22 protein-coding genes and 3 tRNA genes are annotated in these 21,132 nt (G+C 70.5%); 10 read left to right on the top strand and 15 right to left on the bottom strand.

Translation table 11 applies throughout. From position 1 onward, the window contains the following. Nucleotides 1-72 precede the first annotated feature (72 nt). A complete protein-coding gene (locus HNR40_RS40230; RefSeq protein ID WP_184971079.1) occupies nt 73-1,191 on the top strand; it encodes a S1 family peptidase in 1,119 nt (372 codons plus the stop codon). Nucleotides 1,192-1,265: 74 nt separating this feature from the next. Here HNR40_RS40230 and HNR40_RS40225 read toward each other — a convergent pair whose 3' ends face one another. Then, nucleotides 1,266-2,039 carry an MBL fold metallo-hydrolase gene (locus tag HNR40_RS40225; protein ID WP_246510070.1) on the bottom strand — a complete coding sequence of 258 codons (774 nt, stop codon included), beginning with the start codon at nt 2,037-2,039 and terminating at the stop codon, nt 1,266-1,268. A 76-nt stretch (nt 2,040-2,115) separates the two neighbouring features. On the opposite strand from HNR40_RS40225, the gene HNR40_RS40220 reads away from it, so the two are divergent. Genes HNR40_RS40220 through HNR40_RS40210 form a run of 3 tightly spaced genes read left to right on the top strand, consistent with a single transcriptional unit; the run spans nt 2,116 to nt 4,375 of the window. After that, entirely contained in the window at nt 2,116-2,502 is a 387-nt protein-coding gene (locus tag HNR40_RS40220; RefSeq protein ID WP_184971075.1) for a MerR family transcriptional regulator, read from the top strand. Between the two features lie 10 nt (nt 2,503-2,512). Next, the gene (locus tag HNR40_RS40215) at nt 2,513-3,535 is read left to right on the top strand and encodes a sigma-70 family RNA polymerase sigma factor (RefSeq protein WP_184971072.1); all 1,023 of its coding nucleotides are present in this window, start codon (nt 2,513-2,515) and stop codon (nt 3,533-3,535) included. Nucleotides 3,536-3,565: 30 nt separating this feature from the next. Beyond that, on the top strand, nt 3,566-4,375 hold the full coding sequence (locus HNR40_RS40210; RefSeq protein ID WP_184971070.1) for a YybH family protein: 810 nt from the start codon (nt 3,566-3,568) through the stop codon (nt 4,373-4,375). Here the strand turns inward: HNR40_RS40210 and HNR40_RS40205 are convergent. Further along, nucleotides 4,372-4,755, bottom strand: a complete 384-nt coding sequence (locus tag HNR40_RS40205) for an ACT domain-containing protein (RefSeq protein WP_184971068.1) — start codon at nt 4,753-4,755, stop codon at nt 4,372-4,374. The genes HNR40_RS40210 and HNR40_RS40205 overlap by 4 nt on opposite strands. A 99-nt stretch (nt 4,756-4,854) precedes the next feature. On the opposite strand from HNR40_RS40205, the gene HNR40_RS40200 reads away from it, so the two are divergent. Then, nucleotides 4,855-5,280, top strand: a complete 426-nt coding sequence (locus tag HNR40_RS40200; protein ID WP_221341430.1) for a winged helix-turn-helix domain-containing protein — start codon at nt 4,855-4,857, stop codon at nt 5,278-5,280. Nucleotides 5,281-5,315: 35 nt separating this feature from the next. Continuing rightward, nucleotides 5,316-5,846 carry a dihydrofolate reductase family protein gene (locus HNR40_RS40195; protein ID WP_184971064.1) on the top strand — a complete coding sequence of 177 codons (531 nt, stop codon included), beginning with the start codon at nt 5,316-5,318 and terminating at the stop codon, nt 5,844-5,846. Here HNR40_RS40195 and HNR40_RS40190 read toward each other — a convergent pair. The 3 genes from HNR40_RS40190 to HNR40_RS40180 all read right to left on the bottom strand — a co-directional run bounded on the left by HNR40_RS40190 (nt 5,843) and on the right by HNR40_RS40180 (nt 8,293). Continuing rightward, nucleotides 5,843-6,034: a DUF5708 family protein gene (locus tag HNR40_RS40190; protein ID WP_184971062.1), complete on the bottom strand. Its 192-nt coding sequence runs from the start codon at nt 6,032-6,034 to the stop codon at nt 5,843-5,845. The genes HNR40_RS40195 and HNR40_RS40190 overlap by 4 nt on opposite strands. 90 nt (nt 6,035-6,124) lie before the next feature. Continuing rightward, nucleotides 6,125-6,697 carry a TetR/AcrR family transcriptional regulator gene (locus tag HNR40_RS40185; RefSeq protein ID WP_184971060.1) on the bottom strand — a complete coding sequence of 191 codons (573 nt, stop codon included), beginning with the start codon at nt 6,695-6,697 and terminating at the stop codon, nt 6,125-6,127. A gap of 42 nt (nt 6,698-6,739) precedes the next feature. After that, on the bottom strand, nt 6,740-8,293 hold the full coding sequence (locus HNR40_RS40180; RefSeq protein ID WP_184971058.1) for a glycosyl hydrolase family 18 protein: 1,554 nt from the start codon (nt 8,291-8,293) through the stop codon (nt 6,740-6,742). A 193-nt stretch (nt 8,294-8,486) separates the two neighbouring features. Between HNR40_RS40180 and HNR40_RS40175 the strand changes: the two genes are divergently transcribed. Beyond that, nucleotides 8,487-11,210, top strand: a complete 2,724-nt coding sequence (locus HNR40_RS40175) for an ATP-binding protein (RefSeq protein ID WP_246510069.1) — start codon at nt 8,487-8,489, stop codon at nt 11,208-11,210. Here HNR40_RS40175 and HNR40_RS40170 read toward each other — a convergent pair. Further along, nucleotides 11,141-11,542, bottom strand: a complete 402-nt coding sequence (locus HNR40_RS40170) for a hypothetical protein (protein ID WP_184971056.1) — start codon at nt 11,540-11,542, stop codon at nt 11,141-11,143. The genes HNR40_RS40175 and HNR40_RS40170 overlap by 70 nt on opposite strands. 82 nt (nt 11,543-11,624) lie before the next feature. Then, nucleotides 11,625-12,446, bottom strand: coding sequence for an NmrA family NAD(P)-binding protein (locus tag HNR40_RS40165; RefSeq protein WP_184971054.1), 822 nt, complete (start codon nt 12,444-12,446; stop codon nt 11,625-11,627). Nucleotides 12,447-12,528: 82 nt separating this feature from the next. Here HNR40_RS40165 and HNR40_RS40160 point away from each other — a divergent pair, with 82 nt between their 5' ends. Next, nucleotides 12,529-13,434 (top strand): AraC family transcriptional regulator, encoded by a 906-nt coding sequence (locus tag HNR40_RS40160; protein WP_184971052.1) that lies wholly within the window; start codon nt 12,529-12,531, stop codon nt 13,432-13,434. Between the two features lie 28 nt (nt 13,435-13,462). Continuing rightward, entirely contained in the window at nt 13,463-14,674 is a 1,212-nt protein-coding gene (locus HNR40_RS57580) for a cytochrome P450 family protein (RefSeq protein WP_184971050.1), read from the top strand. Here HNR40_RS57580 and HNR40_RS40150 read toward each other — a convergent pair. The 8 genes from HNR40_RS40150 to HNR40_RS40115 all read right to left on the bottom strand — a co-directional run bounded on the left by HNR40_RS40150 (nt 14,616) and on the right by HNR40_RS40115 (nt 20,680). Then, on the bottom strand, nt 14,616-15,167 hold the full coding sequence (locus HNR40_RS40150; RefSeq protein WP_221341429.1) for a hypothetical protein: 552 nt from the start codon (nt 15,165-15,167) through the stop codon (nt 14,616-14,618). The genes HNR40_RS57580 and HNR40_RS40150 overlap by 59 nt on opposite strands. Nucleotides 15,168-15,246: 79 nt before the next feature. Then, nucleotides 15,247-15,972 carry a helix-turn-helix transcriptional regulator gene (locus HNR40_RS40145; protein ID WP_312896687.1) on the bottom strand — a complete coding sequence of 242 codons (726 nt, stop codon included), beginning with the start codon at nt 15,970-15,972 and terminating at the stop codon, nt 15,247-15,249. A 149-nt stretch (nt 15,973-16,121) separates the two neighbouring features. Then, nucleotides 16,122-17,192 (bottom strand): serine hydrolase domain-containing protein, encoded by a 1,071-nt coding sequence (locus HNR40_RS40140; protein WP_184971046.1) that lies wholly within the window; start codon nt 17,190-17,192, stop codon nt 16,122-16,124. Between the two features lie 124 nt (nt 17,193-17,316). Next, complete coding sequence (gene pafA / locus HNR40_RS40135) at nt 17,317-18,675, bottom strand: Pup--protein ligase (RefSeq protein WP_184971044.1); 1,359 nt, start codon at nt 18,673-18,675, stop codon at nt 17,317-17,319. A 146-nt stretch (nt 18,676-18,821) separates the two neighbouring features. Beyond that, nucleotides 18,822-18,895: transfer RNA gene (locus HNR40_RS40130), tRNA-Phe, on the bottom strand. A gap of 5 nt (nt 18,896-18,900) precedes the next feature. Further along, nucleotides 18,901-18,975, bottom strand: a tRNA-Asp gene (locus tag HNR40_RS40125). An 80-nt stretch (nt 18,976-19,055) separates the two neighbouring features. Further along, nucleotides 19,056-19,128: transfer RNA gene (locus tag HNR40_RS40120), tRNA-Glu, on the bottom strand. Beyond that, nucleotides 19,106-20,680, bottom strand: a complete 1,575-nt coding sequence (locus HNR40_RS40115) for a metallophosphoesterase family protein (RefSeq protein WP_184971042.1) — start codon at nt 20,678-20,680, stop codon at nt 19,106-19,108. Before HNR40_RS40115 ends, HNR40_RS40120 begins: the two co-directional genes overlap by 23 nt. Nucleotides 20,681-20,713: 33 nt before the next feature. Here HNR40_RS40115 and HNR40_RS40110 point away from each other — a divergent pair, with 33 nt between their 5' ends. Continuing rightward, nucleotides 20,714-21,064: a metallopeptidase family protein gene (locus tag HNR40_RS40110; RefSeq protein WP_221341428.1), complete on the top strand. Its 351-nt coding sequence runs from the start codon at nt 20,714-20,716 to the stop codon at nt 21,062-21,064. Nucleotides 21,065-21,132 lie beyond the last annotated feature (68 nt).

Below are 21,132 nucleotides of genomic sequence, written 5' to 3'. Positions count from 1 at the left end.
AGGACCCCTTTGGGATGGAAAGGCCGGTACAGCAAACGTTAATTTGACAGCACCCCCCGAAAAGGAGTGCATATGTCGAGTCAACGCTCCGCACTCGTCACCGCCACGATCGTGGCCCTCTGCTTAGCGGGCCCGGTTACCGCCGCCCACGCAGACCCTCCGTCCGCCGCCCCCGAGCAGGCACCACCGGCCATGGTCGACGCCATGGAGCGGGACCTCGGTCTCACCGAACAGCAAGTGCACACCCGCCTCGCCAACGAGCAGCGCGCCGCCGCCGCGGAAGCGAAGCTCACCACCCAGCTCGGCGCCTCGTACGCCGGCTCCTGGCTGAACGCCGACGCCTCCAAGCTGAACGTCGCCACGACCGACAAGGCCGCCACCGCGTCGATCGAAGCGCAGGGTGCTCAGCCCGTCGTCGTCTCACGGACGCTCGCCCAGCTCACCGCCGTCAAGGACCAGCTTGACGCGGCCGCCGCCAAGGGCTCGGGCGCACTGTGGTTCGTCGACGTGACCACCAACACCGTCGCCGTCCAGGCCGCCACGCAGGAAGCCGGGGAGGCCCTCGTGGCCGCCGCGGGCGTGGACCGCGCCGCCGTGCAGATCTCGGTCACGACCGAGAACCCCCAGCCGTTCATCGACATCATCGGCGGCGCCGCCTACTACATCGGCTCCAGCCGGTGCAGCGTGGGCTTCTCCGTCACCCGCGGCTCCACGCCCGGCTTCGTGACCGCCGGTCACTGCGGCCGCGCTGGTTCCCGCACGACCAGCCCGACGGGCACCTTCCAGGGCTCGTCCTTCCCCGGCAACGACTACGCGTGGGTCGCGGCTCCCGGCAACACGGTCCGTCCGTGGGTGCGCGGGTCCGGCGGCCAGAACGTCATCGTCCGCGGCTCGACCCAGGCTTCTGTCGGAGCCTCGATCTGCCGCTCCGGCTCCACCACCGGATGGCGCTGCGGGACCATCGGCCAGCACAACGCCACGGTCCGCTACCCGCAGGGCACCGTCACCGGCCTGACCCGCACCAGCGCGTGCGCGCAGCCCGGTGACTCCGGTGGCTCGTTCATCTCCGGCAGCCAGGCCCAGGGCGTCACCTCTGGCGGTTCTGGCAACTGCTCCAGCGGAGGAACGACCTATCACCAGCCGGTCAACGAGATTCTCGGGGCGTACGGCCTGACGCTCGTGGTCGGCTGACCACAGACCCGGGTGGATTCCCCCGCCTGACCCGGGTCGCACCGCGTGCCCGGCGCGATTCGCGCCGGGCACGCTCATGTCCGGGGGGCGTGCCGGGCGAACTCCCACGGGTCGTGCGCGGAGATCACGTCCACGCCGTGCTCGTGCCGCAGTGCGCGCAGCCGTTCCCGGTTGGCCAGCCGTAGTTCGGCGTCCACCTGGGAGGAGTTCTGCAGGATGTCCATGAGCGGGTGGACCTCGGGGCCCTTCTCGTCCAGTTCGCGGTGGTAGAAGTAGGCGTCGCCGGCGTGCAGCAGCCAGCCGGTGCCGTTCCGCACCGCGACGCCCGCGTGGCCTCGGGTGTGCCCGCCCAGCGGGACCAGCAGGAACTCGGGCGGCAGGCCGTTCAGGGGCACCGCGCCCGCCATGCCGTACCAGCTCTCGCCCGTTGGGTGGTAGGTCTCCCAGAGCGGGCCGTGCGCCCAGTGGCCGGGCCGGTAGCGGCGGCTCGGCGCCTCCTCCAGCGCCGCTTCCAACTCGGCCGCCATCACGTGCACCCGTGCCCGGGGGAAGTCGGGCAGCCCGCCGCTGTGGTCCACGTCCAGGTGAGTGAGCACGATGTGCCGCACGTCGGCCGGGTCGTACCCGAGCGCGGCGACCTGCCGCACGGCCGTCTCCGCCGGTCGCAGGGCGGGCTCGACGGCTTGTGTCCATTCGGGGTCGAGCAGTTCGCCGGGCCTGGCCACGTCGTCCTGCCCGAGCCCGGCCTCGACCAGCACCAGCCCGGAGGCGGGGGTCTCGACAAGCAGGGCGTGGCAGACGGCCGCGGCGGCCGGCAGGGAGTCGTCGGTGGCGTCGATGGTCCGCATGGAAGCGAGATTGAGGTGATGAACTCTCATGCCGGATAGGCTCCTACTTGAACCGCGCTTCAAGTCAAGGAGTCAGATGGAACTCGACATCGGCGAAGTGGCGCGCCGCACCGGGCTGGCCCCCTCGGCGCTGCGCTTCTACGAGCGCAAGGGCCTCATCGAGGCCGACGGCCGCAACGGCCTGCGCCGCGCCTACCACCCCGGCGTCCTCGACCGGCTCGCGCTCATCACCTGCGCCCGCGACGCCGGATTCACGCTCGCCGAGATCGCCCGCTTCCTGAGCGCCCGCCCCGGCGACGAGGCCCTGCGCGCGCATCTCGCCGCCAAGGAGCGCGAGGTGGACGAGCGCGTCGAGCAGCTCACCCGCCTGCGCGACAGCCTGCGCCACGCCGCCGTCTGCGATCACGATCCGCTCGTGGAGTGCCCGGAATTCAAGCAGGCGGTACGCCGAGCCCGCAGGTAAAGATGGGCACATGGACGACACCACGCCCGAAGAGCTCCTGGCCGCCGCGCGGGCCGGTGACGACGACGCCTTCGGCAAGCTGGTCGGCCCGCTCCGCGACGAGCTGCGCGCCCACTGCTACCGCATGCTGGGCTCGCTCCACGACGCCGAGGACGCGGTGCAGGAGGCGCTCGACCGGGCCTGGCGGGCCCTGCCGCGCTTCGAGGAGCGGGGCGGCATCCGGCCCTGGTTGTACAAGATCGCCACGAACCGGTCGCTCACGCTGATCGAGCGCCGCGGGCGCCGCGAGCTGCCGGCCGATCTGAGCCCGGACGGCGCGCCGCCGGCGGAGAAGGCGTGGCTGGAGCCGTACCCCGACCGGCTGATGACCTGGACCGCCGAGCTCGGACCCGAGGCCAGGGCGCTGGCCAGGGAGAGCGTGGAGCTGGCGTTCGTGGCGGCCCTGCAGCACCTGTCGCCGCTGCAGCGGGCGGTGCTCCTGCTGCGCGACGTGCTCGGCTACGCCGCGCGCGAGGCCGCCGACCAGCTCGACACCACGGTCGCGGCGGTCAACAGCACCCTGCAGCGGGCCAGGAAGGTCCTGGCCGAGCTCCTGCCCGAGACCACCCAGCACCGGACGCTCGACACGCTGGGCGAGGCCGCGCAGCGCGAGCTGGCCCGGCGCTACATGGCCGCCTGGGAGGCTCGCGACGTCGCCTCGATCGTGGCCATGCTCACCGACGACGCCAAGTACTCCATGCCGCCGCTGACCGTCTGGTACCAGGGCCACGCCCGCATCCGCGGCTTCCTGGAGGACGGCCCGCTCACCTACCGCTGGCGCATCCTGCCCGCCCACGCCAACGGCCAGATCACCTTCGCCACCTACATGTGGGACACCCGGCGCGACGCCTACGTCCCCACCGGCCTGGACCTGCTCCGCCTGGACGGCGCGCGGATCGCCGAGGTCGTCTCCTTCCTCCAGGCCGACTTCTCCGAGTACGGCCTGCCGACGTCGCTGCCCCGCGATGAGTTCTCGCCACCACCCGGGTTGTAGTCCCGAAGGCGCCAACCGAAGGGACCGACCATGAAGACCGACGAGCAGCGGATCCGCACCCTGATCGAGAGCTGGGCCGAGGCGGTGCACCGCGGCGACCTGGAAGGCGTGCTGGCCGAGCACGCCAAGGACATCGTGATGTACGACGTGCCTCCGCCCCACCAGGGCGTGCGCGGCATCGACGCCTACCGCGAGACCTGGCCGCCCTTCTTCGAGTGGCAGGCCTCGGGGGCGGTGTTCGAGATCGAGTCGCTGGAGGTGACTGCGGGCGAGGACGTGGCCTTCGCGCACGCGCTGCTGCGCTGCGGCACCGCGCGGGAGTTCGCCGCCGACCCGGACAACCGGCTGCGGCTCACGATCGGCCTGCGCAGGGAGGACGGCCGGTGGGTCGTCACCCACGAGCACCACTCCTTCCCGCTCAGCGCGCCCGCGGACGCCGAGCCGGAGATCCGCGACCTGCACGAGACGTGGTCGCGCCAGACCGCCGCCGGCGACCTGGACGGCATGATGGCGACGATCGCCGGCGACGTGGTCTCCTACGAGCACGAGACGCCGTTGGAGTATCGGGGCGTCGAGGCCGTGCGGGAGGTCTGCGCGCGCGGCCTCGAGACACCGGACGTCACCCTGGACAACCCCGGCATGACGGTGCTGACCGGGGACGACCTGGCGGTGGCCTGGTGCGTCAACGTCGTGCGCGGCGCGGGCTTCGAGACCTGGTCACGCGCGACGCGGATCTTCCAGCGCAGGGACGGCCGGTGGCTGATGGTCCACCAGCACCTGTCCTACCCCCGTGACCCGGAGACCGGCCAGGCCCGCACCGACCTGCGGCCCCCGGCCTAGCCGAGGTTCTTGGCGTCCACCCGGTGCCCGGCCCGCTCCAGGACCTCGACGGCCTCCCTGGCGCGGTGCTCGGGCACCAGGACCAGGTCCGCGTGGAAGGTCGAGGCCACGAACACCGGGATCGACGCCTCGGCCAGCGGGCTCACCACCGCCGCCAGCATGCCGGGGGCGTCCAGGCCGTGGGCGGTGGCGCCGCCGTACAGGCCGATCCAGCGCTCGCCCGAGCCGGTCGGCCAGGTTTCGCGCACCACGGTCAGGCCTTCGGGAGCGCGCACCAGCGCGATCCACTCGTCGTCCTCGGGGAAGGTCGCGTGGGGCAGGTGCTCCACCGCGAACACGGACGGCACGACGCCCAGGCGTTGGGCAGTGGGTGAGCTCATGAGGCTCACCCTAGGGCTCCTGGGCGGGAGGCGGCTTTCCGAAATAGCCTGGTAGCTGACACAATCGACGTGCTCATGCCGACCATGGACGGGCTGACGATGTTTCAGAGGATCCGCAGCCGCTCGGCTCCGACCGAGTCGGCGGCCCCGCCCGAGCCGCCGCGGCCCCAGCCCCCGGTACGGCCCCGCCCCGCCGCCCAGGTCATCCGGGCCGGCAAGCTCGTCCTCGACATGGGTGAGCACGCCGCCTACGTCACCGGACGCCGCCTGGACCTGCCGTTCGTCGAGTTCAAGCTCCTCGCCCAGTTGGCCGCCCACCAGGGCGTGCCGCAGTCGATGGGCCGCCTGCTGATGGCCGGGTGGGGCACCGGCGACGTGCCCGGCGGCCGGGACATGGTGAAGTCGGCCGTCTACCGCCTGCGTTCCCGGCTGAGCCAGGCCGACCTGAACACCACCTACATCCGCACGCTGCGCGGCGTCGGCTACGTGATGCCGGTCCAGCCCACATACCTATACCGCGACTGATTCCGGCCTGGTTCGTCGTCCGTAAGGTCGAAGGCATGGGTTTCAAGTCTTGTGTCTTCATCGGCGTCAGCGTCGACGGCTTCATCGCCCGGCTCGACGGCGACCTCCAATGGCTGATCAGCAGGGGTGAGGCGACCGGCGAGTACGGCTACGACGACTTCATCGCGGACATCGACACGATCGTGATGGGCCGCGGCACCTACGAGGCGGGTCTCGGGTTCGGCGAGGAGAACTGGCCGTACACCGGGCTGAACGTCGTGGTGCTCAGCACCGGCCTGCAGAGCGACGATCCGCGGATCACGATCTACCGCAGCCTGGACGAGGTGGTCGAGGGTCTCAACGCGCGCGGCGTCAAGTCCGCCTACATCGACGGCGGCCAGGTCATCCAGTCGTTCCTGCGCGCCGGGCTGATCGACGAGATGACGATCAGCGCGGTGCCGGTGCTGATCGGCACCGGCATCCCGCTGTTCGGTCCGCTGGAGGCCGACATCTCGCTGCGGCACCTGTCGACGCGGACGCTGGAGGCGGGGATGGTCCAGACGAAGTACGCGGTCGAGCGGGGTTAACGCTCCGCCGGGCGGACGGCCTTGAAGACGCCGTAGAGGAACTCGAGGCCGCCGACCACCATGAGGACGACGCCGACCTTCGACGGGGTGAAGATCACGATCTCGACGTCCAGTCCCCACAGCCACAACGCCAGTCCGGCGGCGAAGGTGACCAGGCCGGTGATGAGGGTCTTGCGGGCGGATGTCATGTCAACCTCTTCTGTTCCTGCGACGACTGTCTGATCAAAACGGTACTGACCAGGACGCCGTGCATCTTCCTGCCGGTTGACGATCTGGGACTACATCTTTCTGCTCATGCCGGACAGCGCCATGGTGATCGTCGCGGCCGCGAAGTCGTGGTCGAGGGGGCCGGTGCGCAGCAGCCAGCGGCTGAGCAGGGGTGCCCACAGCAGGTCGACGGCGGTGTCGAGGTCGAGGCCCGGGTCGAGCTGCCCGGCCTGCTGGGCCGCGCGCAGGCGGCGGCGTTTGAGCTCGCGCACCGGGCCGTCGATCCGCTCGGCGTAGATCGCGGCCAGGCCGTCGTCGTGCGCGATCTCGCTGATGAGCGCCCGCATGACGCCGTCGAGCCGGGGGTCGCGGAACTCCTCCACGGTCGCGAACAGGATCGTGCGCAGGTCGGCTTCCAGATCACCGGTGTCGGGCAGGTCGCCGACCGGCCCGCCCATGGTCATCAGCAGAGCGTCGAGGAGCACCGCCCCCTTGGACGGCCACCAGCGGTAGATGGTTTGCTTTCCCACCCCGGCCCGGGAAGCGATGCCCTCGACGCTCAGCTTGCTATAGCCGATCTCGCCCACGAGGTCGAAGGCAGCCGTGAGAATGGCCTGCCTGGAGGCCTCGTTGCGGCGGGTCACGAGATCGACGTTATCAGAGACGAGACGGTCCGTCTCTGTTATTTATCTCCCTTGCAAGGCCTTGACGTTGTCACCGAACGTCCAGTTCTTGGAGCCGTCCCAGTTGATGGACCAGGTCATCAAGCCCTTGAGCTGGCCGCTGAAGCTGTTCCAGCTCTGGGAGACGAGCGAGGGCGACATGTAGCCGCCACCGGCGCCGGGCTGCGCGGGCAGTCCTGGCACCTGCTTGTCGTACGGCACGCGGATCGTCGTCCCCTGGATGACCAGGCCGTTGTTCAGGCAGGTCGTCTGGGCGACGAAGCCCTGGACGGTCCCGGCCGAGTAGGAGTCGCCCGCGCAGCCGTACATGCTGCCGTTGTAGTACTGCATGTTCAGCCACCACAGGCGGCCGTTGTCGGCGTACTTCTTGATGATCGGCAGGTAGGCGCCCCAGATCGAGCCGTAGGTGACGCTGCCGCCGGTCACGTACGCGGTCTCCGGCGCCATGGTCAGGCCGAAGTTGGAGGGCATCTGGGCGAGCACGCCGTCGATGATGCGGATGAGGTTCGACTGCGAGGCCGACAGCGTGTTGATGTTGCCGCTGCCGGTCAGGCCGGTCTCGATGTCGATGTCGATGCCGTCGAAGTTGTAGCGCTTGAGGATCGGCACGACGGTCGCGACGAACCGGTCGGCGACGGTGCTGGAGCTGAGGTCGATGCCGGCGGCGGCGCCGCCGATGGACATCAGGATGGTCGCGCCGGCCGCCTTGGCCTGGCACATCTCGGCCGGGGTGGAGACCTTGACGGTCACGTCCATGCCGTCCTCCCACAGCACGGTGCCGTCGGAGCGGATGACGGGGAAGGCGGCGTTGATCACGTTGTAGCCGTGCGCCTTCATGCGCGGGTCGGTGATCGGGGTCCAGCCGAAGGGCGGGTGCACCCCGTTGATCGCGCCGTCCCAGTTCTCCCAGTAGCCCTGCAGCACCTTGCCGGTGGGCCGCGACTTCACCGCGCAGGTGGTGTCGGTGGGCGTCGGCGTGGGCGTCACGGTGGGGGAGATGGTCGGGGTCGGGGAGATGGTCGGGGTGGGGCTGATCGTGGGCGTCGGGGTGATGGTCGGGGTCGGGGACGGGCCGCCGGGTCCGTCGAAGCTGACGTCGTCGGCGTAGTAGGTGCCCTGGCCGTACCAGCCGTGCAGGTAGATTTCGGCCGTGTTCTGGTTCGCGCCGGTCGTGAAGGCGACCGACAGCTGTGTGTAGGCGGTGGCGGAGGTCCAGCGGGCGCTGCCTCCGGTGACGCCGAGGTAGACGTAGCTGCCGCGCACCCAGGCGGTCAGCGTGTACGCGGTGCTCGGCCGTACGCTCACCGACTGGGTGCACTTGGCGTTGTCGGATCCGCTCGCGGCGCCCGCCAGCGCCTGTGAGCCGGAGCGCACGGGAGTCGTGACGACCGATCCGAGGCCGCCGGTACACGACCAGGGGGACAGGCTCCCTGACTCGAAGCCCGGATTCACGAGGAGATTGGCCGCTTGGGCCGAGGTCTGGACGACCAGGACGCCGGCCAGCGCCAGCAGTAACGATGCGGCCAGCACGAGGAGACGCGATGATGTTCGCTTCATTGGCGGACAACCCTTCTGCCGCTTTTGTGCGCGGCAGGTCACAGGACATGACGGAAAAACAGGGTTGCGAGGCTGGGGGCTCGCGCCGGGTTAACCCGAATTATCGAGATAAATCACCGCGATGTCTACGACGAGGATCATCCGGAAACCTCGGGCATCGTGCCATCCTTGCGATCATGAGGGGGAACGGCTGATGGAGTCCGATGACTTCCCGCACATGCCCGCGGCGCGGACACAGGTCGTGCTGCACGGACGCTCATCGGAACTGGCCGCCGTCGACCGGCTCGTCCAGACCGCGCGGGAGGGCGGCAGCGGCGCCCTGGTCCTGCGCGGTGAGCCGGGCATCGGCAAGTCCGCGCTGCTCGACAGTGCCGCCTCCGGGGTTGAGGGCATGCGGGTGCTGCGCGGCTGTGGGATCGAGTTCGAGGCCGAACTGCCCTTCGCCGGACTCCACCTGCTGCTCCGGCCGGTGCTCGACGGGATGGCGGGCCTGCCGGGGCCGCAGCGGCGGGCGCTGGAGAGCGCGTTCGGGCTGGGGCCTGCCGTACCGGCTGACCGGATGCTCGTCGGGCTGGCCGTCCTGTCGCTGCTGTCGGAACTGGCCGCCGACGTGCCGCTGCTCTGCCTCGTCGACGACGCGCAGTGGCTCGACCGGCCCTCCGCCGAAGCGCTGCTGTTCGCGGCCAGGCGGCTCGGCGCCGAGTCCACCGCCATGATCTTCGCGGCCCGCGACGGCCGCCCCGCCTTCCCCGCGCCCGGCCTGCCCTCGCTCACCCTGGCCGGGCTCGCGCCGCGGGACGCCGCCGCCCTGGTCGACGAGCGCGACGCCACACTGCCGCCGGACGTACGCGCCCGCGTACTGGCCGAAGCCGCCGGCAACCCGCTCGCCCTCATCGAACTGCCCCTCGTGCTCGACGCGGGCACGAGCGGCCCCCTGCCCCTGACCGACCGCCTCCAGGCCGCCTTCCACGGCCAGGTCGCCCGCCTGCCCGCGCCGACGCGCGACCTGCTCCTGCTCGCCGCCGCCGACGACAGCGGCGAACTCGCCGTGATCCTGCGCGCCGCGCCCCATGACGTACGGCACCTGCCGCCCGCGATCGAGGCCGGCCTGGTCCGCCTCGACGAGGCCGACCGGCGGCTGGCCTTCCGCCACCCGCTGGTACGCGCCGCCGTCTACCAGGGCGCCACCCTAGACCGGCGCCTGGCCGCCCACCGCGCACTGGCCGAGGCGCTGGCCGGGACCGAACGCGCCGACCTTCGAGCCTGGCACCTGGCCGCCGCCGCCACCGGCACCGACGAGCGGGCGGCAGCCGAACTGGAACGCGCCGCCGCCCAGGCCGCCGAGCGCAACGGCCACTCCGCCGCGGCCGCCGCCTACGAACGCGCCGCCGAGCTCAGCCCACATGAGCGCGGAAGGCTGTTCGTCCAGGCGGCCGAGTCGGCCCTGGCCGCCGGCGACCTGGACAGAGCCCGCAAACTGGCCGAACGAGCCCACCCCGAGCTGCGTGGCACATCGTTGGGCCGGAGGCTCGCCCGAGCGCTCGCCGCCGCCATGTCCGGGCAGGGCGCCTTCCGGCAGGCCAACCGCGTGCTCATCGAGCAGGTCGCGGCGGGCAGGGACGACGACCCCGACGCCGCGCTCGGCACGCTCATGGACGCGGTAGGCAACGCCTGGTTCGCCGGGGACCGCGACATGGTCGCGCGCACCGCCGACCAGCTCGACGCCATCGGCGGGGGAGCGGGGCCGCTCCGCCTGGTCCAGGACTGGATCGTCTCGCTGGCCATGGAGCGTTCCACGGAGGGCCTGCCGCCCATGGGCGAGGTCGTGGCCGCCGCCCGCCGAGGCCACGCCAGACCGCTCCACCTCATGCACATCGCCGGCCTCGGCCTCATCGCGGGCCTCGACTACCAGGCGTACGACCTCATGGCCGAGGTCACCGCCGAGAGCCGGGCGGCGGGAAAGATCGGTCTGCTGCCCCCGGCCCTGTACCACCTGGCGGTCGCGGAGAGCACGCTCGGCCGCCACCGCGACGCCGCCGGCAGCGCCACCGAGGCGCTCACGATCGCGGAGGACACCGGCCAGTGGCAGTGGAGCAGCCTGTCCGCCGGCGTGCTGGCCTATCTCGCGGCCGTCGAGGGCGACGAGGAGCGCTGCCGCGCCATGGCCGCGCGGACCAGGTCCTCGGACGGGAAGATCTTCTCGCCGGGCGCGCCACGGGCCGACTGGGCGCTGGGGCTGCTCGACCTCGCCCACGGACGGGCCGAGCGGGCGCTGGAGCACCTGGAACGGGTGGCCGACGGGCCCGCCCGCCACCAGTTGCCCGGTCAGCGGTGTGCCCCCGATCTGGTGGAGGCGGCGGTACGCCTGGGCAGCCCGGAGCGGGCGGCGGAGCCGTACCGGAGATTCGCGGAGCTGGCGCGGCGGCTGCGGCGGGCCGCGGTCGGCGCGCTCGCCGAGCGGTGCGCCGCGCTGCTGGAACCCGCCGCCGAGGAGCACTATCGTGCCGCGCTGCACCTGCACGAGCAGGACAGCAGGACGTTCGAGCACGCGCGCACCGAACTGCTCTACGGCGAGTGGCTGCGGCGCGCCCGTCGCAAGGCGGAGGCGCGCACGCACCTGACCGCGGCGCTGGAGCGTTTCGACCGCGTCGGCGCCCGGCCGTGGGCCGAGCGCGCCGACGCCGAACTGCACGCCACCGGCCTCACGATCCGCCGCGCGGCCCCCGGCGTGCTCGCCGGGCTGACCCCGCAGGAGCTACAGATCGTACGGCTGGCCGCGCAGGGCCTGTCCAACAGGGACATCGCCGCCCAGCTGTTCATCAGCCCGAGGACCGTGGGCCATCACCTCTACAAGGCCTTCCCCAAGCTGGGCGTCGCCTCGCGCGGCGAGCTGGCCGGCCTGCCCCTCCACGAGTGAACGACGAGCCGCCGCACCCCCGGGGCCGCCCCGATGACGTATCCGCCGATCGCCGCGGCCGCCAGCACGCCGAGCCTGATTAGGTCGCCTTCGGCGAACGTCAGCACGCCCAGGCCGTTGACCAGGAACCCGGTCACGAACAACCAGGCCATCCCGGCGGCGGCCAGCGCCACGAGCAGGCTCCGCCCCCACAGGGAGTAGGCCCCGGCCAGCACCGCCACCACCACCGTCCGGGCCACGGCCTCCGGGAACAGCGGCGCGGCCACCGCACAGGACAACACGGCCGTGACGAAGGCGCCGACGACCAACCCTCCGAGCGGCAAGGTACGCATACATCCAGATAACACCGCAGGTCAGCCGGTGTCCGCTATCTATACGCCATCTCCTCGCAACACATACGTGTTGTTGACACCGCTATTTCCAGACGATGTCGGCGAAGTCCGTCGGCGGGCGGCCGAGTGCCCGCTGGACACCGTCCGACAGGTACGCGTCCATGCCCAGCCGGGCCGGGGCGACGCTGGCGGCGTACCCCTCGGCGTCGGCCACCGGCCAGCCCTCCTTCACCAGTTCGGCCACGAACGCCTCCGGGTCCACGTCCACATAGCTCAGCGGCCGGCCGGTTGCCGAGGAGTAGGCGGCGGCCGCCTCGGCCATGGTCAGCGCTCGTGGTCCCGACAGCTCGTACACCTGCCCGGCATGGCCCTCACCGGTCAGCGCGGCGGCCACGACCTCGGCGATGTCGGCGGCGTCCACGAAGGAGACGGCGCCGTCCCCGGCCGGGAGCCTGAGCTCGCCGGCGGCCACCGCCTCGTGGAAGAAGCCCTCGCTGAAGTTCTGCGCGAACCAGCCGGGCCGCACGATCGTCCACTCGACGCCGGACGCGCGCACCGCCTTCTCGCCTTCGGCGTGCGTGGCCCCTACGCCGCTGGTCACGTCGCCGTACCCGGGAACGTCGACGCCGCGCCCCGACAGCAGCACGATCCGCCGCACGCCCAGCTCCACCGCGCGCTCCACGAACGGCTCGGTGAGAAGCTCCCCGTCCAGCGGAACCACGTACACGGCCCGCACGCCCGCCAGCGCCGCGTCCCACGTCGCCCGGTCGCTCCAGTCGAAACGCGGCTCCCCGGAGCGGGACCCCACCCGCACCGCGACCCCGCGCCCGCGCAGGAGTGACACCACCCGGCGGCCGGTCGTGCCCGTGCCGCCCACTACCAGGATCGGATTCTGTTCGTTCATGCGGACCAGTCAATCCGGCCGCCGTCAGACGCTCCATGGCCGTGACACTCACCTGGATGTCTCAGCGTCTACAGTCAAGGGCATGGACGCGCTTGCTGAGCTGCTGGATGGGGTACGGGCGCGCGGCGCCACGTTCGGCCGGACGGTCATGGACACGCCGTGGGCCGTGGGCTTCGCCTCCGGCGCACCGCTGACGCTGACCACGATGATCCGAGGGCAGGCGTGGGTCGTGCCGGAGGCGGGCGAGCCGCTGCGCCTCGGCCAGGGCGACGTGGCCGTCGTGCGCGGGCCCCACACGATCGCCGACCCGCCGGGCACCGCCCCGCAGTTCATGGTCACCCCCGGCTCCTACTGCCTGCTCGCCGACGGCACCGAACTCGGCGACGAGCTCACCCAGGGCCCGCGCACCTGCGGCCCGAGGCCCGACGCCGACGCCCTGATGCTCAGCGGCGCCTACGAGGGCCCGATCGGCGAGCGCCTGCTGCGCGCGCTGCCGCCCGCCCTGGTGCTGCCCGCCGGCCGCCATCCGGCCCTCGACCTCCTCTCCGAGGAGATCGCCGCGGTACGGCCCGGCCAGCAGGTCGTCCTCGACCGCCTCCTCGACCTGGCACTCGTCGCGGCGCTGCGCGCGTGGTTCGACCGCCCCGGCGCGTCCGTGGAAGCGGACCCGGTGGTGGACCGGGCCCTGCGCCTGCTGCACGACAAGCTCGACCGCCCGTGGACGGTGGCCGACCTGGCAGCCGAGACCGGAGTCTCCCGCGCCGCCCTGGCCCGCCGCTTCGCCGCCCGGGTCGGCAGCCCGCCGATGGCCTACCTCGCGGGCCGCCGCGTCGAGGTGGCCGCCGACCTGCTGCGCGGCTCCGACGCCACGCTCACGACCATCGCCAGGAGGGTCGGTTACTCCGACGCCTTCGCGCTCAGCGTCGCTTTCAAGCGCCTGCGCGGTGTCACCCCGAGCGAGCACCGCGCCGCCGCGTATCCGGCATAGTCTGAGATCTCTACCGCGGAGGGCAACCGTGATCAACAAAGTGTTCGATCAGGAATATCTGCGCGACCCGCACGGCGTCTACGCCCACCTCAGGCGAGAGCAGCCCGTGGCCCACACCATCACCTCCCAGGGCGTCCGGGTATGGCTGGTAACCAGGTACGAGGACGTCAGGGCCGCGCTCAACGACCCGCGCCTGAGCAAGGACTTCCATCGCAACCCGCACGTCATGAAGGACAACGAGATGGAGGGCGGCGACAGCAGCGGCGCCGCCGCCGTGGTCCCCGACAACATGCTCTTCTCCGACCCGCCCGACCACGAACGCCTGCGCCGCCTGGTCGTCAAGGCCTTCACCGCCGGACGCGTCCGCGCGATGCGCCCCAGGATCGAGGAGCTCAGCACCGGCCTCCTCGACGGGCTGGGCGGCGAGTTCGACCTGATCAAGGAGTACGCGGTCCAGCTACCCGCCATGGTCGTCGGCGAGCTCCTCGGCATCCCCGAACCCGACTGGCCCAAGGTGATCCGCTGGTCCAACACCACGATCGAGGGCTCCGCGCTCGACCCCGGCGAGGTGGTGGCAGCCGCCCAGGCCACCATCGCCTACCTGGGAGAGCTGTGCGCCGCCAAGCGCGACAACCCGGGCGACGACCTGATCAGCGCCATGGTCCAGGCCCACGACGACTCCAGCCGGATGACCGCCTCCGAGCTGGTGAGCACCTCCTGGCTGCTGCTCGTCGCCGGGCACGAGACGACCGTGCACCTGATCGCCAACGGCATGCTGGCGCTGCTGAGCCGTCCCGACCAGTTCGCCGCCCTGCGCGCCGACCCGGCGCTGGTGCCGCAGGCCGTCGAGGAGTTCTTACGCTTCGACGGCCCCATCAGCACCTCCACCTACCGCTTCACCACCGAGCCGGTCACCATCGGCGGCACGGACATCCCGGCCGGGGCGCTCGTCCTGGTCTCCCTGCTGTCGGCCAACCGCGACGCCGGGCAGTACGAGCGGGCCGACGAACTCGACGTCACCCGCGACCCCGGCCAGCACCTGGCCTTCGGCCACGGCATCCACTACTGCCTGGGCGCCCCGCTGGCCCGCGTCGAAGGCGAGATCGCCTTCAGGCACCTGCTCGAACGCTTCCCCGACCTCGAACTCGCCTCAGCCGACCTCACGTGGCGCCCCGGCATGCTCATGCACGGACTGGAACGCCTGCCGGTGCGGACCGGATCGCCTTCCACCCGAACGTGACGCTCCCGGCCAGCAGCACCGCCCCCGACAGCACCCCGCTGACGAACGGCACCCAGGCCAGGCCCCCCGTGGCGGCCATGACCAGCCCGGCCACGCCGAGCACGGTCAGCACCGCGCCGGGCACCGCGATGGCCCAGTCCTTCCAGACCGGCGCCAGCGCGACGAAGTGCACGCCGACGACGAACGCCACCCAGGCCACGTTGGCCTGGGCCGGCACTCCCAGGGCGGCCAGCACCCGCAGGCCGCCGAAGAGCAGCACCACCTCCGCCGCCACGACGGCGAGGTAGCCCTTCCCGAACATGCTCGGCCGCGGCGCCTGCTCCCGCGCGGGCCGCTCTCTCCTGACCGCCACGAACCACATCGCCACGACGCTCGCGGCGGCGAGGCAGGCGAGAACCCGCAGAACGGTCACCACCGGCCCGCCGAGCGGTTCCTGCGCGTTGACGACGACGAACACCGCGCCGAAGACGGCGCCCACCAGCAATCCAGACATTCGCTGCATGACCTTCATTGAAGGCTTCGTCGCGAGGTCCGCGCGCTGGGGCTGGACCGAGGGTGAGGTAGTGCTCGCCCTACCTCACCGATCCCCGGACATAGGCGAGGACCGCCAGCACGCGCCGGTTGACGTCGTCGGTGGCGGGCAGGTCGAGCTTGGCGAACACCCCGGCCACGTGCTTGCCGACGGCCGCCTCGGAGATCGACAGCGCCCGCGCCACGGCGCTGTTGGAACGCCCCTCCGCGATCAGCGCGAGCACCTCGCGCTCGCGCGGGCTCAGTTTGGGCACCGGATCGGTGACCTCCCTGGCCCTGGCCCAGGTCTGCTCGAACAACGCGATCAGAATGCTGATCATGCTCTGCTGCCTGATCAGCAGCGCACCGGGCGACCCATGGACCGGAGTGATCCGGACAAAAGCCACCGCGCGGTCGAAGACGAGCATCTGCTGGATCGGCTCGTCGACGACCCGATGCTGATCCCCGGCCGCGTGCAACTCCCGGAGCCGGGCCGCCTTGCGCGGATCGTCCAGAACACTGGCGTGCACGATCGTCCGCATCGTCATGCCGCGCTCCAGCGAGTCGAGCACCTCACGCCGGTTCCGCTGCTCGGCGCGGCCGGTCTCCGTGGCGCCGACCGGCTGCATGGCCCGCAGCTCACGCGAGGTCCGCGCCAGCTCCGTGATGCGCAGCCTGACTTCCTCGCTGTTCTCCAGCCGCTCGACCTCGACGGGCAGGCCGCGCAGCTCACCGACGATCTCTTCGAGCTGCCGGGCGAGCCGCCCGAGTGACGCCCGCTCCTCCACGTGCCCCCCTTGTCCCCCCGACCCTGTTACAAGCCGCTTCACTGTACGCGGCCGGCGTTTCCCCGAGATCCTGGTGTTTCTCCGAGCTCCCGGTGCCTTCCCGAGATCAGCGTGTGTCTCCGCAGAGGGCGGCCGGTGTTTCCCCGAGCTCAGCGTTTGTCTCCGCAGAGGGCGGTGTCGAAAGCGGCGATGAGCCGACCACGCGCCTTGCCGGTGGCCGTCCCCGTCACGTACACGGTCGCCGTGCGCCCCGACCGGAGCCGCCCGCTGAAGATGGAGGTGCCCGGGATGTCACCGGCGTGCCCCCACATCGGGCCGCAGCTCAGCGGGACCTCCATCAGGCCATACCCGTAGCGCGACCCCTTGGGCCAGCCGGACTCCGCCACCGCCACGAACCTGTCCTTTAGCGACCTGGCCTGCCAGAACCGGTCAAGGTCCCGCGGCGTGGACACCAGCCCGCCACTGGGGCCGAACTCATAGCCGGGCAACCGGGTCACATCGACAATCCCGTCCTTGGGCCGCACGGGATTCACGCCGTAGGAGTGCGCGTGCGGCCCCCGGATCTTGGTCTCGCCCTTGGCCGGCCAGTAGGTGTCACGCATCCCGAGCGGCTCCAGCACCAGCTCCCGGCTGACCACCCGGAAGTCCCGCCCGGTGGCCGCCTGGACGACCATCCCTAGCACCAGGTAGTTGGTGTTGGAGTAGGCGAACTTGCCCCGAGGGGTGGGCTCAAGGGACAGCGCCACCTTGAGCAGATCCTGCTTGCCGATCTTCGACCAGTCGGCCGCGGCGGAGAAGTCGGCCAGCCCGCTGGTCTGCTGCAGCAGCATCCGGACGGTGATCTTCCGCCCATCGACCCCCTTGCCACGAACGACACCGGGCAGATAGCGCTCGACCGGCGCGTCCAGCTCCACCTTCCCCTGATCGACAAGCTTCAGGACCGTGGCCGCGACGATCGGCTTGCTGACACTGGCCACCCTGAACCGCCCGTCCGCGCCGGGCATCGGCTTGTGCGTGCCGCGCTCCGCCGTACCGGCCTTGAAGGTGCGACCCTCACCACCACGGTCACGTACGTACGCCACCGCGCCAGGGAAGTCAGGCGAGGCGGTGAGCTGATCCAGCCGAGTCTGCAACGAGGGCGCGGCAACGGCCAGCGCGGGCGCCACGGGCGCCAGGGCGACAGGGACGGCGATCGCGAGAGCGAGCAGGCGGGGACGCATTGGTGCTCCTTGGGGGTAGAAAAACCTACCCCGACCTTCCCGCGACACCCGCCCACGCCGCAGTCACGGCACCACCCGAGGTCCCGGTAGTGCTGCCCCTACACGCGGGCCCCGGGCCGTCGGGTCACATGTCGGCGATGAGCCGGTCGACCCGCTCGTCGACGCTGCGGAACGGGTCCTTGCACATCACCATGCGCTGGGTCTGGTCGTTCAGCTTGAGATGCACCCAGTCGACGGTGTAGTCGCGCCGCTTCTCCTGCGCCCTGCGGATGAACTCGCCGCGCAGCCGCGCCCTGGTCGTCTGCGGCGGCACCGTCTTCGCCTCGACGATCTTGTCTTCTGAGGCCACCCGCTCCACCGCCCCGCGCCGCTGCAGGAGGTAGAACAGCCCGCGTTCGCGGTGCACGTCGTGGTAGGTCAGGTCGAGCTGGGCCACCCGCGGCGAGGAGAGCGGCAGGTCGTACTTCTTCTGATAGCGCTCGATCAGCTGATGTTTCGTGACCCAGTCAATCTCGCGGGACACCAGGTCGAGGTTGCCGGTCTCGACCGCGTGCAGCGTGCGCTCCCACAGGTCCAGCACCCGGTGGGCGATCGGGTCGCCGCCGCGCCGTTCGACGAAGTCCTTCGCCTTGGACAGGTATTCCCGCTGGATCTCCAGGCAGGACGCCTCGCGGCCGTTGGCCAGCCGTACGCGCCGCCGCCCGGTGATGTCGTGGGAGAACTCGCGGATCGCCCGGATCGGGTTCTCCAGCGAAAGGTCGCGCATCACGATCCCGGCCTCGACCATGCGCAGCACCAGGTCGGTCGCGCCGACCTTGAGCAGCGTCGTGGTCTCGCTCATGTTGGAGTCGCCGACGATGATGTGCAGGCGGCGGAACCGCTCGGCGTCGGCGAGCGGCTCGTCCCGCGTGTTGATGATCGGCCTGGAACGGGTGGTCGCCGACGAGACGACCTCCCAGATGTGCTCGGCCCGCTGCGACAGGCAGTAGACGGCCCCGCGCGGCGTCTGCAGCACCTTGCCCGCGCCGCAGATGATCTGCCGGGTCACCAGGAACGGGATCAGCACGTCGGTCAGCCGCCCGAACTCGCCGTTCCGCTCCACCGAATAGTTCTCGTGGCAGCCGTAGGAGTTGCCGGCCGAGTCGGTGTTGTTCTTGAACAGGTAGATGTCCCCGGCGATGCCCTCCTCGCGCAGCCGGTTCTCGGCGTCCACGAGCAGGCCCTCCAGGAGGCGTTCGCCCGCCTTGTCATGGGTGACCAGCTCGACCGCGTTGTCACACTCAGGGGTGGCGTACTCAGGATGGCTGCCCACGTCCAGGTAGAGACGCGCGCCGTTGCGGAGGAACACGTTGCTCGACCGGCCCCAGGACACCACCTGCCGGAACAGGTATCTGGCCACCTCGTCGGGGGATAGCCGACGCTGCCCTCGAAACGTGAACGTGGTGCCGTACTCGTTCTCCAGGCCGAGGATGCGACGATCCATTACTTCACACTATTCTGCCGAGGCCCGCAGCGGGGAAGATCTTGCCTGCCGTGCCGGCGCTGACTGGTCGCGCAGTTGGTCACGCACAAACGAAAACGCCCCGGTCGTGTGATCACGACTAGGGCGTTCTTGCTGTTCAATAAGGGTGGTCAGGGGCAGGGTCGAACTGCCGACCTTCCGCTTTTCAGGCGGACGCTCGTACCAACTGAGCTACCTGACCCAGAGCGGTCCTGACGGGACTTGAACCCGCGACCTCCACCTTGACAGGGTGGCGAGCACTCCAAACTGCTCTACAGGACCTTGTTCGCTCGGCCTCGCGGCCTCGCTTAGCTTACCAGTCTTTCGGTGGTCTTCGACCAGCCGGTTTTCCGGTGAAGCCGTGCCCCCAACGGGATTCGAACCCGTGCCGCCGCCTTGAAAGGGCGGTGTCCTAGGCCGCTAGACGATGGGGGCTCAGGATTCGCATCCTGTTCCTGACGTCTTCCGTCGGAGACCTCTGAAGCATAGGGGACGATTGCCCCTCATGCCAAAGTGGCGGACCGGCGGCCGGCGTCGTCGTGCCTGTGACCGATCCCGCTGGCGACGGGGCGTTCGTTGGCTCTGGAGAAATCATACGTCGAGGGTTCTGCTCCACGTGACGCTGGATGTGCACCGACTGCTCTCCGAGGCCGCCGAGCGTGACATCGTCCCAGGCCTGGAGGCGTTTGGTCTTCTTGTCGAAGTACAGAACGGAGGCCTGGACGGGGGTCGGCTCGGCGTGTTCGAGGGCGCGCAGGCCGGCTCCGCCGGTGGATCCCTGGACGAGGACGCGGCTGCCGGATGGCAGGAGGGTGGTCGATCTCTGGTGGGAGTGGCCGGTCAGGATCATCGGGGCGTATCCGGAGAATCCCTTGGCGATAGTCGGGTCGTGGACCGCGACGAGGTCGGGTGGGACGGCCTGCCGTACCGCATGGGAGCGGCCGAACTGCTCCAGGCGGGACAGGTCCGGATCGACGGGTACGGATTTGTCGGGCGTGAAGCGGGGGTCGCCGACGCCGTAGATGCGCAGGCCGTTCACCTCGGCGGTCTTGTCGTCGAGGACGATGGCGTTCTTCTGCTGGGCGACGGCCTTCTGCGTGATGGCCGAGTCGTGGTTGCCGCGCACGAAGACGTACGGCACGCCGAGCTTGCCGATCTCCTCGACGAACTTGTTCTCCGGCTTGCTGCCATGGTCGGAGATGTCCCCGGTGTCCACGATGAGGTCCACCTTGAACTGGTCGGTCATGGAGCGGATGACGTTCCAGGCGATCGGGTTGAGGTGGATGTCGGAGACGTGCAGGACCCGGATCGAGGTGGGGTCGGCGTCGTAGACGGGCAGGTCGCGCACGGTGTCGTACAACTTGGAGACGTTGGTGACCAGCTTGGTCAGCTGGGCGCGGTACGACTCGAACTTGGTCACGATCGACTCGGCGCTGCCCACCAGGGAGGGCGCGGCGGCGATGATCCCGGAGTAGCGGGGTTCGAGGACGGCGTTGGGCTTGAACGTGGCGGCCGCGAGCGTGCCGGTGCCCGCCAATGCCACGGATGCCACCAGAAGCCCCATCAGGGCCACTCTGGGGCGCCGGAAGACCAGAACGGTGGCCACGAGGGCGCCCGCCCCCGCGCACAGCAGCGAGCGGATGACCAGCAGGCTCACGCCCTCGCGCAGGTCGCGTTCGAGGATGCCGGGCAGCCGGTCGGCCAGGCGCGGGTCCTCGATGAGCGCTTTCGCCTGCTCCTGGTCGATGTTCTCGAGCGTGATGCGCAGGCGCAGCGGGGCGTCGTGGGTGCGGAAGGTGAGCGTGCCGAGCGGGCTCGCGTCGACGATCGTCTCGCCCTTCCAGGCAGGTCGAAGGGACATTCCTGTTTCTACCGGGCCGATCTGGGCGGGGACCGTACCGCTGAGGACGATGCCCAGCCATGCTCCTACCGCCGCGACGAACAGGACCGCGACGGAGGTGACCCATCTGGACTTCAGGTACTTCATACGCTTTCTTGCTTACCCGACGGACAGGGCAGAATGGAAACTGTGATCGAGGTTCCGCGGGAGAAGTTCGAGGAACTCGTGGCCGAGGCATTGGACACGATTCCGTCGGAGCTGACCAGGCTCATGGACAACGTCGTGGTTGTGGTGGTCGATGATCCGCCGGAGCCCAACCTCCTCGGGCTGTACACCGGTATCCCCCTGACCGAGCGTGGCGACTGGTACGCAGGAGTCTTGCCCGACCGCATCGAGATCTACCGCAATCCCATCTGCCAGATGTGTGACACCGAGGACGACGTGGTGGAAGAAGTCCAGATCACCGTCGTGCACGAGATCGCCCATCATTTCGGGATTGATGACGACAGACTTCACGAGCTCGGCTGGTAACGGCTCCTCGGCGATTACAGTTTGCAAGTGCTTGGAAGCTTTCGGTTGCGGCGTGCCAGGTGATCGGG

Source organism: Nonomuraea endophytica (assembly GCF_014203235.1).
Lineage (GTDB): Bacteria > Actinomycetota > Actinomycetes > Streptosporangiales > Streptosporangiaceae > Nonomuraea > Nonomuraea endophytica.
The sequence above is the reverse complement of the archived record's forward strand: the minus strand, read 5'-3'. Positions and strand labels throughout refer to the sequence as shown.